This window comes from Rhodoplanes tepidamans (assembly GCF_030813915.1).
Taxonomy (GTDB): domain Bacteria; phylum Pseudomonadota; class Alphaproteobacteria; order Rhizobiales; family Xanthobacteraceae; genus Rhodoplanes; species Rhodoplanes tepidamans.
On the sequence record NZ_JAUSUJ010000026.1, the window covers coordinates 12757 to 28817 of the forward strand.

Here is a 16061-nt window from a genome sequence, read left to right on the forward strand (position 1 = left end):
TTCGCACCTTCGGTGCGCCCCGGAATGACGGCGCACCCACGGCTGCCTCACATGAGCTACGACGCCTCCGTTCCCCACTTCGTCTGTCACGGCTGCGGCGCGCGCGTCGCGATCGACGCGGTGCTGCCCTTCGCCTGTCCGAACGCCGCCGCCGGCGACGACGTCGATCACCTGCTGGTGCCCGAGGACGTCGCCGTGTTCTCGTCGGGCGGCGAGGACGATCCGTTCCTGCGCTACCGCGCGCTCCTGTCGCCCTACCGGCTGGCGCGGGCGGCGGGCCTCTCCGACGACGCCTGGGCCGATCTCGTCGGCGCGCTCGACCGGCGGCTGATCGCGGTCGACGGCCGCGGCTTCCGGGTCACGCCGATGACGCGCGAGGACGCGCTGGCCGAGGCGATCGGCCTCGCCGGCCCGCTGCGCGTCAAGAACGAGACCGGCAACGTCTCGGGCTCGCACAAGGCCCGGCACCTGATGGGCGTGATGCTGTATCTGCGGGTGCTGGACGCCGCGCGGCTGCCGGTCGGCGACGGCCTGCGGGTGCGCAGGCTGGCGATCGCCTCGTGCGGCAACGCGGCGCTGGCCGCCGCCGTGGTGGCGCGGGCGGCCGAGTGGCCGCTCGACGTGTTCATTCCCCCCGACGCCAGCGCCGCCGTGGTGGCGCGGCTGAAGGATCTCGGCGCCGCCGTGACGGTGTGCGACCGCCGGCCCGGCGAGACGGGCGATCCCTGCGTGACGGCGTTCCGCGCCGCGGTGCGCGCCGGCGCGCTGCCGTTCGGCGTGCAGGGGCCGGACAACGGCCTCGCGGTCGAGGGGGCCCGCACGCTCGGTTTCGAGATCGCCGAGACGCTCGCATCCGAAGGCGGCGATCCGGGCACGCTGTTCGTGCAGGTCGGCGGCGGCGCGCTCGCCAGTGCGCTGGCGCAGGGGCTCGGCCTCGCCGTCGCGGCCGGGCGCCTGTCCCGCGTGCCGCGCCTCGTCGCGGTGCAGACCGCCGGCTGCGCGCCCCTCGCGCGGGCCCAGGGCAAGGCGGCGGGAACCGACCTCGCCGCGGCCGCCCAGCATCGCACCCGCTACATGTGGGCGTGGGAGACGACGCCGCACAGCCTCGCCCACGGCATTCTCGACGACGAGACCTACGACTGGCTCGAGATCCTGAAGGGCGTTCGTGCGAGCGGCGGCGACGTGGTGGTCGCCGACGAGCCGGCGGTGGCGCGCGCCTGGGATCTCGGCAGGCGGCACACGACGATCGCCGCCTCGGCGACCGGCACGGCCGGCCTCGCCGGCCTGCTCGCCGGGCCGCTGCCGGGCGGGCCCGTCACGGTGCTGTTCTCCGGCGTCGATCGCTGACGCCGGGCAGCAGATCCGCGGCGCGCGGCGCGAAGCCGCGCGCCGCGAAGCCGAAGTCGTTCGCCGCCGGCGAGGCGTCGAACACCAGGTCGCGGTTCATCCGCTCGGCCATTCCGGGCGTGAGGTCGGCGCCGCCGGGCAGCCACCGCGCCAGCGCGATGCCGGCGCGGATCAGCGGCAGCGGCACGGAGACGATCCGCGGCGTCCGGCCGAGCGCCGCGAACACCCGCTCCACCATGTCGCGATAGCGCAGCGTCTCGCCGCCCGTGATCGCGTAGACGTGGCCCGCCGCCGCGGGCGCGGCCAGCGCCGCCAGGCAGGCCGTCGCGACGTCATCGGCGTGGATCGGCTGGCGCCGCCCGGCCGCTTCGCCCAGCACCGGAAACGCCCCGACGCGGCGGACGATCGCGGCGATGCGGCTGACATTGCCGTCGCGGCCGTGGCCCCAGATCAGGGTCGGCCGCAGGATCGTCCAGGCGATGCCGCGCGGTTCGGCCCAGGCGATCAGCCGCTGCTCGCCCGCGGCGAGGCGCGCCGCCACGGCCTGCTCGCCCGGGTCCCCGGCCGACGCCTTGGTCAGCACGCTGGTCGAGGAGAGCGCGACGATGTGGCGGACGCCGTGCGCCTCGAGGCGACCGAAGAGCTCCGGCACGCCCCAGATCGGCGCGAGGCTGACCCAGTCCGGCACCGGTTCGGAGGGAGCCCGGCCCGGATCGTCGCGGCGCGACAGCGTCACCACCGGCCCGCGGTCGCGCAGCCGCGGCAGCAGGCCGTCGGCCACCAGGCTGCCCGCCCCGAGGACGCCGATCGGGGTCATGATCAGCTCCGGCGGCGCACGAGCCGCGTCGTGGCAACGAGACCGAAACGCAGCCAGATGCCGGCCATGACCAGCGCGGTCAGCGGCGCCGGATAGCGGCTGCGATAGAACTTGCGATAGAAGCGAGCCATGCCGCGATGCTTGTGCCATTCGGTGGCGATCGGGTGCGGCCGGCTGCTGACGCCCTTCTGGTGGATCACCCGCGCCTCGGGCGTGAACACGATCGAAAATCCGCCGCGGCGGAAGCGCAGGCACCAGTCCAGATCCTCGCAGTGGAGGAAGTAGCGGTCGTCCATCAGGCCGACGCTGCGCATCGCGTCGCGCCGCACCAGCATGCAGGCGCCCGAGATCGCCTCGACCTCGACCGGTCCGGCCGGCAGCGGCGCGTGGTGCAGGCCGACGCCGGTGAGTCCCGGCACCCTTCCGCCGAGGCGCGCCAGCCCGAGCGCCGCGACCAGCGAGCGCCCCGGAGTCGGCTCGGCGCGGCGGCCGCCGGCCTGCTCGGAGCCGTCGGGGTTGAGGAGCAGCGGGCCGCTCATGCCGGCGCCGGGCCGGTCGGCCAGGATCCCGATCAGCCGCTCGATCGCGCCCGGCTCCGGCCGGCAGTCGGGATTGAGCAGCAGGACGAACTCGGAGGCGGTGCGGCCGATGCCGATGTTGCAGGCCGCGGCGAAGCCGAGATTGCGGCCGTTGCGCACGATCGCGAGGCGTCCGCCGGCGTCGCGCAGCGCCCGCAGGCTGTCGTCGGCCGAGGCGTTGTCGACGACGACGACGCGCGCCACCGCGGCGGTGCCCAGGACGGCGTCGACCGTCTGCTTGAGGAACGCGCCGGCATTGTAGTTGACGACGACGACGTCGCAGGACGGCACGGCAGCCTCTCGGCCCGAAAGAGCGGGCACCGGCCCGGAACGGCGGGCATCGGCCCGAACAGAACGTGCCGCGCGTCCTAGGGGGGCGCTCCCGGGTTGTCAATCGCGCCGGCGGCGAGCCGGCGGCCGTCACGCAGGCCGCGCAGGACGTGGCGCAGCCGGCACAGCCGCTGCGGCGCGAAGATCAGATGCGCGGCGACGAGCCCCGCGGTGCGGCGCAGGTCGGCGCGCCGCCATTCCGGCGGCGCGTAGGGCCGCCGCCACAGCGCGACGCTGTTGCGGACCAGCCAGTAGCTGCGCTCCGGCGGATAGTGCGCCAATGTCGGCGCGAGCCGGCCCGGCAGGCCGGGGAAGCGGCCCTGGCCGAGCGCGTGGTCGAGCCGCGCGTCGGCGACGCCGAGGAGCCGCCAGCCGGCGGCGCGGGCCCGAAGGCTCCAGTCGGTGTCGACGTGCTCGATGAACAGCGCCGCGTCGAACGGGCCGACCGCGGCGACGGCGGCGAGATCGATCAGCGAGCCGGAGGAGAGCAGAAAGTCGGTCTCGACCACGGCGCCCGCCGCCGGCCGGAGTCGCGTCAACCGGCGGCGGCCGAGCCGGACGAAATGCCCGTCGCGGCCGCCGGCGCGGTCGCGCCACAGCGGCCCCGCCGCCGCGACGCGGCCTGTCCCGCCGGAAGGCGCCGTGATCGCGGCGTGCAGCCGCGCCACCATGTCCGGGCCGGGCACGCTGTCCTGGTCGAGCAGCAGGAGATGCGTCGCGCCGCGCGCGTCCGCCCAGCGGGCGGCGGCGTTGTAGGCGGCGCCGAGCCCGAGATTCCGGTCCGGCACGAGGACCTCGACCGTGGCCGGCATCGCGCCGGCCGGCGTCGCACCGTCGTTGGCGACCACCAGCACGCCGGCGACCTGCGGCGTCACGGCGGCGAGCACGTCGTCGAGAACCGCCGGATCGGGACGATGACAGACGACGACGGCGCGGCAGCGTGCCCGCGCCGAAGCCGCGTCGTCGCCCGCCGGCAGCCCGTCCCGCATCGCCCTCCCCGCAGGCGCGGGGCGGCGACTCCTCAGTCGCCCAGCGCCGCGCGCGGAAACGCGTACTCGATGAGCCGCTGCTGGATCGCCGTCAAGTGCGCCCGCATGGCGTCCTCGGCGAGCGTCGCGTTGCGGGCCGAGATGGCGCTGGCGATGCGCCGGTGCGCCGTCGCGTAGACGGCCTGGTTGTTGATGCAGTGCGCGGTCTCGCGGCCGTGCCGCCAGCTGCCGTCGGCGGCCGTCTCCATCACGGCCTCGAAGATGGCGATCATCAGCGGGTTGCGGGTCGCCGCCGCGACCCGCCGGTGGAACGCCGCGTCGGCCTTCTCGTAGGACGTCGGATCGGCGGCGACGCGGCTCGCCTCCGCCGCCTCGAACAGCTTGTCGATGTCGCCCGGCGTGGCGCGCAGCGCGGCGAGCCGCGCCTGCATCGGCTCGATGGCGAGCCGCGCCTCCAGCGTGTCGACCGGATTGGTGAGCTTGGAGAGCTCGCGCACCAGCTCCGAGGCGGTCGGCCGCGCCTCGGCCACGAAGGTGCCGCGGCCCTGCTGGCGGATGATGCGGCCCTCCGCCTCAAGCGTGCCGAGCGCCTGGCGCACGGCGCGGCGGCTGACGCCGAGCTCGTCGGCGAGATTGCGCTCCGGCGGCAGCCGGCCGTCGTGGCCGAACCGCTCCGACGTGATCAGCTCGCGCAGCCGCTGCAGCGCGAGATGCGAGGAGTCGTGCGCCGCGTCGAGCGCCTCGGGCGCCGCGATCAGACCGGGCGTCACGTCCCGGCTGCCGGCCTCGCCGCCGCGGCGCGATCTCACCTGATCGAGGCTGCTCATATTGTTTGCTCCCTGCACGGTGCGGTGCACCCGTCTGCTGCGCCGGCGGGCGCCGGTTCGCCGCCCGTCGCACCGCGGCGCGGAAATCGATCGTGATTTCAGGCGCCGGCGGCATCGTGTGCAATGCATATCACGTGAGCTGGGACCAATAAAGAAGATTGGTGCCAATTCCCCCCGTTGACGGAGAACCCTCTGCTGCTAGCCTTTCGTCATTGGTTCCGCCGACGCATCCCCGATGGAGTCCTCCATGTCGACGAACGTGCATCGTCTCCCCAACCGCGACACCGCGCTGAAGGCGCTCTACGACGAGATCGGCGCCAAGAACATGTTCCCCTTCTGGGCGACCTCCGCGGACGTCCAGAACGACGAGATCAAGCAGCTGATGGCGACCTCGCGGGCGGTGCCATTCCTGTGGCGCTGTGCGGAGGACATCGAACCAATCCTCAATCGCGCCGTCGAATTGGTCACGATGGACGACTCCGAGCGCCGCTCGCTGGTGCTGGTGAATCCGGGGCTGGCGCCGAAGCGCGCCACCGTCTCCACCATGTACACGGCGTACCGGCTCAACGACGCCGACGAGATCATGCCGCCCCACAAGCACTCGCCGAGCGCGGTGCGGTTCGGCCTCAAGGGCAAGGGCAACTTCACCGGCGTCGACGGCGAGAACATCGTGTTCGGCCCCGGCGACCTCGTGCTCACCCCCAACGACACCTGGCACAATCACGGCACCGTCGGGGGCGAGCAGGCCCTCAATCTCTCGGTCCTCGACTTCCCGCTGGTCGAGACCCTCAACGCCGTCCACTTCGACCACAACTACATGGAAGAAGAGAACGGCGTGATGGTGCACAAGAAGCAGCAGTCGGAGCGCTTCCCGTCCGACTACTCGCAGCGCATCTACGGCTACGGCGGCCTGATGCCCCGCTTCGCCAGCAAGGAGAAGCGCGGCGCCGGCTTCTCCTCGCCGATGTTCGTCTATCGCTGGGACATGATGCGCGAGCTGCTCGAGCGTCACAAGGACTGGGACGGCGACGCCCACGAGGCCCTGATGGTCGAGTACATCGACCCGACAAGCGGTCAGCCGGTGTTCAAGACCATCACGTTCTTCGTGCAGATGCTGCGGCCCGGCGAGCGCACGCTGCCGCTGCGCCAGACCGCCAACCTGCTCGTCGCGCCGTTCGAGGGCAAGGGCCACTCGATCGTCGACGGCCAGCGCTTCGACTGGAACGCGCACGACACGCTGGCGGTGCCGGGCGGCACCTGGTGCGAGCACGTCAACGGCTCCGACAAGGACCCGGTGTTCCTGTTCGTCGCCAGCGACGAGCCGACCCAGAAGAAGCTCGACCTCTATCGCAAGTGGGGCAAGACCAAGGACGACGGCATCGTCCGCCTCGTCTGATCTCGTCAGGACCTCGGCGCGACGCCGCGCGCTGCGCGGCGCCGCACCCCCGTGCCGAACCGACGAACGAGGCTCCCTTGCTGTCGCACGCCAACACCACGCTGGTCTCGCATATCGACTGCCCCGGTGGCGGGCAGGTCTGGGTCGAAGGCACCACGATGTTCGTGGGCCACCAGCGCCCGACCAGCGGCACCACCATCGTCGACGTCTCCGACCCGGCGAAGCCGCGCCACCTCGCCACCATCGACGTCCCGGACGGCTGGCATTCGCACAAGGTGCGGGTCGCCGGCGACGTGATGGTCGTCAACATGGAGAAGTTCGGCAAGTCGGCGCCCGACCAGGTCGGCGGCGGCCTGCGCATCTACGACGTGTCCCGCCCGGAGACGCCGAAGCTGATCGGCACCTGGGACACCATGGGCGGCGGCGTCCACCGCTTCGACTTCGACGGCCGCTACGCCTACATCTCGCCGACCGTCCAGGGCTATGTCGGCAATATCGTGATGATCCTGGATCTGATCGATCCGGCGAAGCCGACCGAGGTCGGCCGCTGGTGGATCCCGGGCCAGTGGACGACCGGCGGCGAGACGTATCCGTGGGCCGACTGGGTGCCGCCGCGCTGCCATCACCCGCTGCGCTTCGGCGACCGGCTCTATGTCAGCTACTGGCACCACGGCTTCTTCATTCTCGACATCTCCGACATGTCGAAGCCGACGCTGGTGTCGCACGCCAACACCAGCCCGAGCTTCCCGCACCCGACCCACACCTGCCTGCGGTTCCCCCAGAAGCTGCACGGCCGCGACATCATGGTGGTGGCGGACGAGGACGTCGCCAAGCTGTGGCCGGCGGCCCCGAGCTTCGCCTGGGTCTACGACATCACCAACGAGCGGCTGCCGACCCCGATCGCCACCTTCCAGGTGCCGGGGCTCGACATCGACGGCCGGCCGCAGCCTCCGATGACCGGCTGCCATCAGCCGTCCGAGCGCTTCGTCGGCTCGATCGTGCCGTTCGCCTGGTTCGCGCAGGGGCTCCGGATCGTCGACTTCGCCGATCCGTTCCGGCCGCGCGAGGTCGGGCACTACCTGCCCGCGCCGGCGCCGGGCGCCGACCGGCCGTCCTCCAACGACGTGACGGTCGACTCCCGCGGGCTGATCTACCTGGTCGACCGCGTGAACGGCGTCGACATCATCGAGACGACCGCTTTCTGAACCGCGCTGCTGTCCCGAGGTGAGCACCATGTCCGAGACGCTCGACAAGAAGCCCGACGTCTACGCGATCGGCAAGAAGAACCCGAACCTGCCGTTCCATCCCGCCGTGCGGGCCGGCGACTTCATCTTCGTCTCCGGACAGGTGGCGAAGGACGCCGACGGCAACATGCTGTCCGGCACCATCGAGGAGGAAACGGCCGGCACCATCGAGGCGATCCGCCGCATCCTCGCCGCGGAAGGCGCGACGCTCGCCGACGTCGTGCGGGTCACCACCTATCTCGAGGACACTCGCGACTTCGGCCGTTACAACAAGGTGTTCGGCGAGCACTTCAAGGACGCCGTGCTGGCCCGCACGACCGTCGAGGCGCGCGCCGTCATCAACACCAAGATCGAGATGGACGCCATCGCCTACAAGCCGCGCCGCTGAGGCGCGGCCGCGACGCCGCGCGCGTCCCGTCGGGCGCGCGATCCGAAGCCCCGAACCGCCGAGCGAAGCCGTGCTGTCCATCGCCCCCGCGCCGTCCGTCGCCGAGCCCGAGCCGCCGCCGTCCGCCGCGGCGCCGGCCCACATCGCCGGACGCGGAATCAGCGTCGACTTCGCCCACGACGGGGTCGTCCAGCGGGTGCTCAGCGGCATCGACATCGACGTCGCGCGCGGCAGCTTCGTGTCGCTGATCGGCCCGTCCGGCTGCGGCAAGAGCACGCTCCTCAAGGTGATGGCCGGTCTGCTGGCACCGAGCGAGGGCACCATGACGGTCGGCGGCCTGCCGCCCGGCGAGGCGGCGAAGCGCCACATGATCGGCCTCGTCTTCCAGGAGGCGACGCTGCTGCCGTGGAAGACGGCGCTGGAGAACGCCGCCTTCCTGCTGACCGTCGGCGGCCGCGCGACCCCGAAGGACGTCGCCCTCGACAAGGCGAACGAGATGCTGCGCCTGGTCAAGCTGGAGGGCGCCGCCCGCAAGCTGCCGTCGCAGCTCTCCGGTGGCATGCGCCAGCGCGTCGCCATCGCGCGGGCGCTGGCGCTCGATCCCGAGGTGCTGCTGATGGACGAGCCGTTCGGCGCGCTCGACGCCATCACGCGCGAGGAGATGAGCCGCGGTCTCCTGGAGATCTGGGAGCGCACCGGCAAGACCATCGTGCTGGTCACTCATTCGATCGACGAGGCGGTGTTCCTGTCGCGCGACGTGCACGTGATGGCGACCGGCCCGGCCCGCATCATCGAGACGCTGCCGATCGACCTGCCGCCGCATCGCGACGAGGAGACCTTCAACCTTCCCGCCTTCGGCGAGGCGGAGGCGCATCTGCGCCGCCTGCTGATCCAGGGCCACGCGGGGGAGCACCGATGAGCGTTCTCGACCAGGCGACCTTCCGGCCGCGCGCGGCGGCCCGCGGCGCCCTCGCGCGGCGCCTCAGGACGGTGGGCGCCGATGTCCTGCCGCCGCTCGCCCTGCTGCTCGCCGTGCTGGCCGCCTGGGAGCTGGCGATCCGGCTCATGAACGTCTCGTCCTTCGTGCTGCCGGCGCCCTCCGCCATCGCAGTGTCGCTGGTCGAGAACCACCGGATGCTGCTCCAGGCCGCCCGCGTCACCTCGGTCGAGATCGCCACGGGCTTCGTGCTGTCCGCCGTCGTCGGCGTCGCGGTCGCGCTCGCGATCGTGCGGTTCGAGCGCTTCGGCCGCGCCCTCTATCCGCTCGTCGTGCTGTTCCAGACCGTACCGAAGGTCGCGCTGGCGCCGATCTTCATCCTGTGGTTCGGCTACGACCTCGCCCCCAAGGTGGTGCTGATCGTCGTCATCGCCTTCTTTCCCGTGGCGATCGACATGATGCACGGCCTGCAGTCGGTCGAGCCGGGCTTCATCGCGCTGATGCGCTCGGTCGGCGCCGGCCGCGGCGAGATCCTCCGCCGCGTCCAGATCCCGTACTCGCTGCCGCACCTGATGGCCGGCCTCAAGGTCGCGGTGACGCTCAGCGTCATCGGCGCCATCGTCGGCGAGTTCGCCGGCGCCTCGGCCGGGCTCGGCTACGTCATCCAGCTCTCCTCCACCCAGCTCGACACGGCCCTCGTCTTCGCCGCCCTGGTCGCCGTCTCGGTGCTCGGGCTCGCCTTCTACTACGCGCTCGAATTCGCCGAGCGGCTGCTGGTGCCGTGGTCGTCGAAGTTCGATCCGCTGCACCGCGGCTGACCGCCGGCCCCCGGACCCGGAAGGAGTGAAACGATGACGATCCCGTCGCGCAGGAGGTTTGTCACAGGCGCCGGCACCGCGCTCGCCGTCGCCGGACTGGGACTCGCCGGGCTCGTGGCCGGCGGCGGCCTCGCGCCGGCCGCGGCCGCCGACCAGGTGAGCGTCCAGCTCGACTACGTGGTCCGCGGCAATCACGCGATGTTCTTCGTCGGCCGGAAAAAGGGCCTGTTCGCCAAGCACGGCATCGAGGTGACGGCGATCCGCCGCGGCACCGGCTCGGCCAACACCATGCGGATGATCGGCAACGGCAACGCCGAGTTCGGCTTCGGCGACCTGCCGACGCTCGCCATCGCGCGCTCGCAGAACGTGCCCGTGGTGGCGCTCGCCGCCGTCAACCAGAAGAGCCCGATGGCGATGATCTCCATCGCCGCGAAGCACAAGCTGACCCGGCCGCAGGATCTGAAAGGCCTGAACTTCGCGGTCCAGCCGAGCGGCTCGACCTACATCTTCACCCGCGCCTTCTTCGCCGCCAACGGCATGAGCGAGGAGGACGTGAAGCGCGCCACCGTGTCGCCGCCCTACGAGAACTACCTGCTGCTCGGCCGCGTCGACGCCGTGCCGGGCTACGTCGACGCCGAGGTGCCGGAGCTGGAGGCCAAGGCCGGCGGGCCGGGCTCGCTGTCGATCCTGCTCGGCTCCGACTGGGGCTACAAGGCCTACGGCTCGGGCCTGCTCACCTCCGAGAAGATGATCGCCGAGAAGCCCGATCTCGTGCAGCGCTTCGTCACCGCCTATCTCGAGGCGTTTCGCTCGGTGATCGAGAATCCGGCCGAGGCGGTCGACATCGTCGTCGAGGCCAATCCCGAATACGCGCCCAAGCGCGACGTCCTGCTCAAGCAGATCGAGGCCGATCTGGCGTCGTCCTTCTTCAGCGACGACACCCGGGCGAACGGCATCGGCGCCATGCGGACGGAGACCTGGGAGGAGACCGCGAAGACCCTGCTCACCCAGGGCGCGATGAAGCAGCCCATCGACGTCTCGGCGGCTTTCGCCGGGCAATTCGTCAAGGCGGCGAACCCGCTGCGACGCTGAACTGGAGGGACAAGGAATGCTGAGACTGCTCGGACGCAGCACGTCGGGGAACGTGCAGAAGGTCATCTTCCTCCTGGAGGAGATCGGGCTCTCCTACGTGCGCGAGGACTACGGCCGCCAGTTCGGCAACACCACCACGGACGCCTATCGCAAGCTGAACCCCAACAGCAAGGTGCCGACGCTGGTCGACGGCGACACGGCGATCTGGGAGTCGAACACCATCCTGCGTTATCTCGCCGCCCTGCACGCGCCCGGCCTGACCGGGGCGACGCCGGCCGAGAAGACCGAGGTGGAGCGCTGGATGGACTGGCTGCTCGCCACCGTGAACACGGCCTATGTGGCGGTGTTCAAGGACGCCAAGAAGCCGGTCGAGGAGCGCAGCGCCGACTTCGCCACCCAGGCGGCGGACCTCGTCGCCGCGATGAAGATCCTCGATGGCCATCTCGCCGGCCGCGACTTCGTCGCGCTGGGCCGCTTCACGCTCGCCGACATCGCCCTCGGCCCGATCATGAAGCGCTGCCTCGGCTTCCCGATCGAGCGGCCGGAGCTGCCGGCGCTCGCCCGCTGGCAGGCGGCCATCGACGCGCGGCCGGCCTTCGCGGTGGCGACCGGCGCCAGGCCGAGCACGCTGGTGAGCGCGGCCTGACGGCCCGGACCGACGAAGAAGGAGCGCGCCGCATGGTGGACGAGAGCGTGATGCTGACCGGACGCGAGACGCCGACCACCCTGCCGCCCGCCGCCTGGCTCGCCCGCGCGGTGGCGCGGGCGGGACGCGGCCTGCTCGGGCTCGTGCTGCTCGGCATGGTCGTCCTCAACGTCTGCAACGCGCTCGGCCGCTACGTGTTCGGCGCCGTCTTCATCGGCGCCGACGAGGTCCTGGTCTTCGCCATGGTGTGGATGGTGATGATCGGCACGCTGTTCGTCACCGCCGACCGCTCGCACATCGCCCTCGACTTCCTGCCGCTGCGCGCCTCGGTGCGCATGCGGCTGGTGTTCGCCATCGTTCACCACGCCGCCATCGCGCTCGGTGCCGGCTACGCCGCGGTGCAATCCTTCGCCTTCGTCGGCCGGGTCGCCGCGATGGGCCAGACCAGCATGGCGCTCGGCCTGCCGATGACGATCCCGCACGCCGCGCTGCTGGTCGGGTTCGGCGGCTCCGCCCTGATCGCGGTCGCCCTGGTGGTGGCCGACGCGGTCGAGCTCGCGCGCCGCCAGGGGTTCGGCGCATGATCTGGACGCTCGGAGTCCTCCCGGTCTTCCTGCTGGCGATCGGCACGCCGATCTTCGCCCTGTTCCTGATCGGGGCGATGCTGTCGTTCACCAGCGTGCTGACCGTGCCGCCCGTCGCGCTGCACCAGATCGTGTACGGCGGCATGGAGAACTACGCGCTGCTGGCGGTGCCGTTCTTCGTCTTCGCCGGCGAGCTGATGGGGCGCGCCGGCATCGCCGAACGGCTGATCGCCTGGGTGCTGGCGCTGGTCGGCCGGATGCCGGGCGGCATCGGCGTCGCCACCATCGGGGCCTGCACGCTGATCGGCGCCATCTCGGGCGCCTCGACCGCCACGGTCGCGGTGATCGGCCGCTCGCTCTATCCCGGCCTCGCCCGCGACTACGGGCCGCGCTTCGCCTCCGGCCTGGTCAGCACCTCGGGCTCGATCGACATCGTCATCCCGCCCAGCATCGCGATGATCCTCTACGGCGCGGCGGCCGAGGAATCGATTCCGCGGCTGTTCGCCGGCGGCGTGCTGCCGGGTCTGCTGATCGCCGGGATGATGTGCGCCTACGTGATCGCCCACGGCGCCCGGATGCCGGGCAGCACGCGGGTCGGCTTCCGGCTCGACCGCTTCCTGCGCACCACGGTGGACGCGCTGCCGGCGCTCCTGATGCCGATCTTCATCCTGGCCGGCATCTATTTCGGCTGGTCCTCGCCGACCGAGGCGGGCGGCTTCGCCTGCGTCTACGGCATCCTGGTCGGCCGCTTCGTCTACCGCGAGATGTCGTGGGCCGACGTGCTCGACTGCGCCACCCGCTCGGCGATCCTCACGGCGCAGATCCTGATCGTCGTCGCCGCCGCCGCCGTGTTCGCCTGGCTGCTCACCGTCAACGGCGCACCGCGGGCGCTCACCGCCGGCCTCGCCGCGCTGGACCTGCCGCCGTGGGCGTTCCTGATGATGGTCAACCTGCTGCTGCTGGTCGTCGGCTGCTTCCTCGACCCGACCTCGGCGATCGTCGTGCTGACGCCGCTGCTGGTGCCGCTGGTCAAGTCGCTCGGCATCGACACGGTGCATTTCGGAATCGTCATGACCGTCAACGTGGCGATCGGCATGTTCACCCCGCCGTTCGGGCTGAACCTGTTCGTCGCCCGCTCGGTGCTCGGCGTGCCGCTGGAGACCCTCTATCGGGGCGTCGTGCCGTTCGCCCTGGTGCAGCTCGCGGCCCTGATGATCATCACCTACTGGCCGGCCCTCACGCTCCTTCTCGCTCGCGCCATCTAGCCCCGGAGACCCCCATGCCGTCGCTCCGCCCGTCGCTGCCCCGCCGCCCGCTGCTCGCCCTCGCCGCGGCGCTGCTCGCCGCCGTCGCCGTCCAGCCGGCGGCGGTCCGCCCCGCCGCGGCGCAGACCGTGATGAAGCTCGCCAACGCGACCATCAACGACGTGCAGCACGAGTGGCAGAAGCTGTTCGTCGCGGCGCTGCAGAAGCGCATCGGCGACAAGGTCAAGGCCGAGATCTATCCGGCCAGCCAGCTCGGCGCCATCCCGCGCATGGCGGAGGGCGTGTCGCTCGGCACCATCGAGTCGTTCATCACGCCGACGTCCTTCGTCACCACGCTCGATCCGCGCTTCCAGATCTTCGACGTGCCGGGCCTGTTCGTCTCGCCCGAGCACGTCCACGCCGTGATCCACGATCCGGCCTATCGCGACCACCTCGAGACCATGTTCGTGAACCGTGGCCTGCGGGTGATCGGCGCCATCTACAACAGCCCGACCCTGGTGCTGTTCAAGAAGCCGGCCGCGAGCCTCGAGGCGATGAAGGGCATGAAGGTGCGCACCTTCGCGTCGCCCCTGCAGATCGAGCCGATGAAGTCGATCGGTACCATCCCGGTGCCGCTGGCGCTGTCCGAGGTGATCCCGCAGCTCCAGTCCGGCGGCATCGACGGCGTGCTGGCCGGCATGCCGATCCTCACCGCCTTCAAGTATTACGACGTCGCCAAATACGTCACCGACCTCAACTTCGCGCACCTCGTCTCGGTCAATCTGGTCAACGAGGCGTGGTTCCAGGCGCAGCCCAAGGACGTGCAGGAGGCGATCCGGGCGGCCGGCCGCGAGGCCGAGCAGCAGGCGTTCGGCTGGGGCGTCGACAACGTCAAGAAGGCGAACGCCGTGTGGCTGGAGAACAAGGGCGAGATCCTGAAGCTGCCCGAGCAGGAGCAGCTCAGGATGATGCAGGGCTTCGTCGCGCTGGGGACGAAGATCGTCGAGCAGAACCCGGCCGCCAAGGCGGAGTTCGCCAAGCTCAAGGCGGTGGTCGACGCCAAGGCGCCGAAGTGAGCCGCGGACCGCGTCGATGGCCGACCGGGAGTTCGATTACGTGATCGTCGGGGCCGGGTCGGCGGGCTGCACGCTCGCCGCCCGGCTCACCGAGGATGCCGGCGTGCGCGTGCTGCTCGTCGAGGCCGGCGGCCGCGACCGCGACCCGCTGATCCATCTGCCGCTCGGCTGGGGCCGCATCCTGCAGCGGCGGCTGCACGACTGGGGCTACGAGACCGAGCCGGATCCGGCGACCGGCAACCGCGCGATGGAATGCATGCGCGGCAAGGTGCTCGGCGGCTCGTCCTCGGTCAACGCCATGGCCTATGTGCGCGGCCACCGCAGCGACTACGACCGCTGGGCGGCCGGCGGCGCCGCCGGCTGGTCCTACGGCGACGTGCTCCCGTATTTCCGCAGGCAGGAGAGCTGGGAGGAGGGGGCGAGCACCTACCGGGGCGGCAGCGGGCCGGTGACGACGCGGCGCTCGCGCTACGCCGATCCGCTGATCGACGCCTATGTCGAGGCGGCGGGCCGGGCCGGCCTGCCCTACAATCCCGACTACAACGCCGCCGAGCAGTTCGGCGTCGCGCGCATGCAGAAGACCGTGCGCAACGGCCGCCGCGCCAGCACCGCCTCGGCCTATCTGCGCCCGGTGCTGTCGCGGCCGAACCTCGCCCTGCGGGTGAACACGCTGGCGCACCGGGTGGTGATCGAGAACGGCCGCGCGACCGGCGTCGTGCTGTCGTCGGGCGGCGCCGTGGAGACGGTGCGGGCGGCGCGCGAGGTGATCCTGTGCGGCGGCGCCATCAACTCGCCGCAGCTCCTGATGCTGTCCGGCATCGGCGATCCGGAGGCGCTCGCCCGCCACGGGATCCCGGTGGCGGCGGCCCGTCGCGCGGTCGGCCGGAACCTGCAGGACCACGTCGCCGCGCTGGTCATGTACGGCCGTCACGGGTCCGGCCCGGTGCATCGCCACATGCGGATCGACCGCCTCGCCGTGGCGATCGGCCGGGCGATGGTGCTCGGCACCGGCTTCGCGGCGGATCTGCCGGGCGGCCTCACCGCCTTCGCCAGGACCGATCCGGCGCTCGCCGTGCCGGACACCCAGATGCTGTTCATCGCCGGGCCGCTCGGTGCCGCGCCCTACTGGCCGGGACAGGCGGGCTTCGCCGACTCGTTCTCGTGCCGCATCGTGCTGCTGCGGCCGGAGAGCCGCGGCGAGATCGCGCTGCGCTCGGCCGATCCGGCGGCGCCTCCGCTGATCCGCCAGCGCCTGCTCGCCACCGACAAGGACTGGGCGACCATGCGGCGCGCCGTGGCGCTGTTCCGCGACATCGGCCGGCAGGCCCCGCTCGCCGCGTTCTCGGCCGGCGAGATCGGCCCGCTCGCGAGCGCCACCGCCGACGCCGACATCGAGCGCGTGGTGCGCGGCACCGCCGTGACGGCGCATCATCCGTGCGGCTCCTGCCGCATGGGCGCGGCCGACGACGAGACGTCGGTGGTCGATCCGGAGCTCAGGGTGATCGGCGTCGAGTCGCTGCGGGTGATCGACGCCTCCGTGTTCCCCGACCTCGTCGGCGGCAACATCAACGCTCCGGTGATCATGATCGCCGAGCGGGCCGCCGACCTGATCCGCGGCCGCGTCGCCGTCGCGCCTGCCGCCATCACGGCGGCGCGCGCCGAGCCCGTCCCGGTCGCGTCCTAGAGAATGAGAGGGGCCGAGACGCCGGCTCGGTGTTCCGCTCGTCCCCGCGAAGGCGGGGACCCAG

General features: G+C 71.8%; 16 protein-coding genes. 12 read left to right on the plus strand and 4 right to left on the minus strand.

What is annotated here, in order from left to right:
• The first annotated feature begins 51 nt into the window (after nt 1-51).
• Nucleotides 52-1347 carry a pyridoxal-phosphate dependent enzyme gene (locus J2S22_RS24810; protein WP_272840623.1) on the plus strand — a complete coding sequence of 432 codons (1296 nt, stop codon included), beginning with the start codon at nt 52-54 and terminating at the stop codon, nt 1345-1347.
• On the opposite strand, the gene J2S22_RS24815 is transcribed toward J2S22_RS24810, so the two are convergent.
• The 4 genes from J2S22_RS24815 to J2S22_RS24830 all read right to left on the minus strand — a co-directional run bounded on the left by J2S22_RS24815 (nt 1316) and on the right by J2S22_RS24830 (nt 4888).
• A complete protein-coding gene (locus J2S22_RS24815; protein WP_307155888.1) occupies nt 1316-2164 on the minus strand; it encodes an NAD-dependent epimerase/dehydratase family protein in 849 nt (282 codons plus the stop codon). The two genes, J2S22_RS24810 and J2S22_RS24815, sit on opposite strands and share 32 nt — an antisense overlap.
• Nucleotides 2165-2166: 2 nt before the next feature.
• Complete coding sequence (locus J2S22_RS24820; protein WP_272778301.1) at nt 2167-3033, minus strand: glycosyltransferase family 2 protein; 867 nt, start codon at nt 3031-3033, stop codon at nt 2167-2169.
• 77 nt (nt 3034-3110) lie between these two features.
• Complete coding sequence (locus tag J2S22_RS24825; protein ID WP_272778300.1) at nt 3111-4061, minus strand: glycosyltransferase; 951 nt, start codon at nt 4059-4061, stop codon at nt 3111-3113.
• A 32-nt stretch (nt 4062-4093) separates the two neighbouring features.
• Nucleotides 4094-4888: a FadR/GntR family transcriptional regulator gene (locus J2S22_RS24830; protein WP_272778299.1), complete on the minus strand. Its 795-nt coding sequence runs from the start codon at nt 4886-4888 to the stop codon at nt 4094-4096.
• A gap of 247 nt (nt 4889-5135) precedes the next feature.
• Between J2S22_RS24830 and J2S22_RS24835 the strand changes: the two genes are divergently transcribed.
• From J2S22_RS24835 to J2S22_RS24885, 11 genes are all read left to right on the plus strand, one after another.
• The gene (locus J2S22_RS24835) at nt 5136-6284 is read left to right on the plus strand and encodes a cupin domain-containing protein (RefSeq protein WP_272778298.1); all 1149 of its coding nucleotides are present in this window, start codon (nt 5136-5138) and stop codon (nt 6282-6284) included.
• A gap of 77 nt (nt 6285-6361) precedes the next feature.
• Entirely contained in the window at nt 6362-7489 is a 1128-nt protein-coding gene (locus J2S22_RS24840; protein ID WP_272778297.1) for an LVIVD repeat-containing protein, read from the plus strand.
• Nucleotides 7490-7517: 28 nt separating this feature from the next.
• Entirely contained in the window at nt 7518-7916 is a 399-nt protein-coding gene (locus J2S22_RS24845; protein ID WP_272778296.1) for a RidA family protein, read from the plus strand.
• 70 nt (nt 7917-7986) lie between these two features.
• Nucleotides 7987-8835, plus strand: coding sequence for an ABC transporter ATP-binding protein (locus tag J2S22_RS24850; protein ID WP_272778295.1), 849 nt, complete (start codon nt 7987-7989; stop codon nt 8833-8835).
• Nucleotides 8832-9671, plus strand: coding sequence for an ABC transporter permease (locus J2S22_RS24855; RefSeq protein WP_272778294.1), 840 nt, complete (start codon nt 8832-8834; stop codon nt 9669-9671). Before J2S22_RS24850 ends, J2S22_RS24855 begins: the two co-directional genes overlap by 4 nt.
• Nucleotides 9672-9704: 33 nt before the next feature.
• On the plus strand, nt 9705-10763 hold the full coding sequence (locus J2S22_RS24860; RefSeq protein WP_272778293.1) for an ABC transporter substrate-binding protein: 1059 nt from the start codon (nt 9705-9707) through the stop codon (nt 10761-10763).
• Between the two features lie 16 nt (nt 10764-10779).
• Nucleotides 10780-11409 (plus strand): glutathione S-transferase family protein, encoded by a 630-nt coding sequence (locus J2S22_RS24865; RefSeq protein WP_272778292.1) that lies wholly within the window; start codon nt 10780-10782, stop codon nt 11407-11409.
• 32 nt (nt 11410-11441) lie between these two features.
• Complete coding sequence (locus J2S22_RS24870; protein WP_272778291.1) at nt 11442-11993, plus strand: TRAP transporter small permease; 552 nt, start codon at nt 11442-11444, stop codon at nt 11991-11993.
• Nucleotides 11990-13258: a TRAP transporter large permease gene (locus J2S22_RS24875; RefSeq protein ID WP_272778290.1), complete on the plus strand. Its 1269-nt coding sequence runs from the start codon at nt 11990-11992 to the stop codon at nt 13256-13258. Before J2S22_RS24870 ends, J2S22_RS24875 begins: the two co-directional genes overlap by 4 nt.
• 14 nt (nt 13259-13272) lie before the next feature.
• The gene (locus J2S22_RS24880) at nt 13273-14313 is read left to right on the plus strand and encodes a TRAP transporter substrate-binding protein (RefSeq protein WP_272778289.1); all 1041 of its coding nucleotides are present in this window, start codon (nt 13273-13275) and stop codon (nt 14311-14313) included.
• 16 nt (nt 14314-14329) lie between these two features.
• On the plus strand, nt 14330-15997 hold the full coding sequence (locus tag J2S22_RS24885; RefSeq protein WP_272778288.1) for a GMC family oxidoreductase: 1668 nt from the start codon (nt 14330-14332) through the stop codon (nt 15995-15997).
• Nucleotides 15998-16061 lie beyond the last annotated feature (64 nt).

What these genes read in the sequence shown, in the direction of transcription:
- J2S22_RS24810 (WP_272840623.1), top strand. Translation starts at nt 52, where the DNA reads ATGAGCTACGACGCCTCCGTTCCCCACTTCGTCTGTCACGGCTGCGGC.
- J2S22_RS24815 (WP_307155888.1), bottom strand. Translation starts at nt 2,164, where the DNA reads ATGACCCCGATCGGCGTCCTCGGGGCGGGCAGCCTGGTGGCCGACGGC.
- J2S22_RS24825 (WP_272778300.1), bottom strand. Translation starts at nt 4,061, where the DNA reads ATGCGGGACGGGCTGCCGGCGGGCGACGACGCGGCTTCGGCGCGGGCA.
- J2S22_RS24830 (WP_272778299.1), bottom strand. Translation starts at nt 4,888, where the DNA reads ATGAGCAGCCTCGATCAGGTGAGATCGCGCCGCGGCGGCGAGGCCGGC.
- J2S22_RS24835 (WP_272778298.1), top strand. Translation starts at nt 5,136, where the DNA reads ATGTCGACGAACGTGCATCGTCTCCCCAACCGCGACACCGCGCTGAAG.
- J2S22_RS24845 (WP_272778296.1), top strand. Translation starts at nt 7,518, where the DNA reads ATGTCCGAGACGCTCGACAAGAAGCCCGACGTCTACGCGATCGGCAAG.
- J2S22_RS24855 (WP_272778294.1), top strand. Translation starts at nt 8,832, where the DNA reads ATGAGCGTTCTCGACCAGGCGACCTTCCGGCCGCGCGCGGCGGCCCGC.
- J2S22_RS24860 (WP_272778293.1), top strand. Translation starts at nt 9,705, where the DNA reads ATGACGATCCCGTCGCGCAGGAGGTTTGTCACAGGCGCCGGCACCGCG.
- J2S22_RS24865 (WP_272778292.1), top strand. Translation starts at nt 10,780, where the DNA reads ATGCTGAGACTGCTCGGACGCAGCACGTCGGGGAACGTGCAGAAGGTC.
- J2S22_RS24870 (WP_272778291.1), top strand. Translation starts at nt 11,442, where the DNA reads ATGGTGGACGAGAGCGTGATGCTGACCGGACGCGAGACGCCGACCACC.
- J2S22_RS24875 (WP_272778290.1), top strand. Translation starts at nt 11,990, where the DNA reads ATGATCTGGACGCTCGGAGTCCTCCCGGTCTTCCTGCTGGCGATCGGC.
- J2S22_RS24880 (WP_272778289.1), top strand. Translation starts at nt 13,273, where the DNA reads ATGCCGTCGCTCCGCCCGTCGCTGCCCCGCCGCCCGCTGCTCGCCCTC.
- J2S22_RS24885 (WP_272778288.1), top strand. Translation starts at nt 14,330, where the DNA reads ATGGCCGACCGGGAGTTCGATTACGTGATCGTCGGGGCCGGGTCGGCG.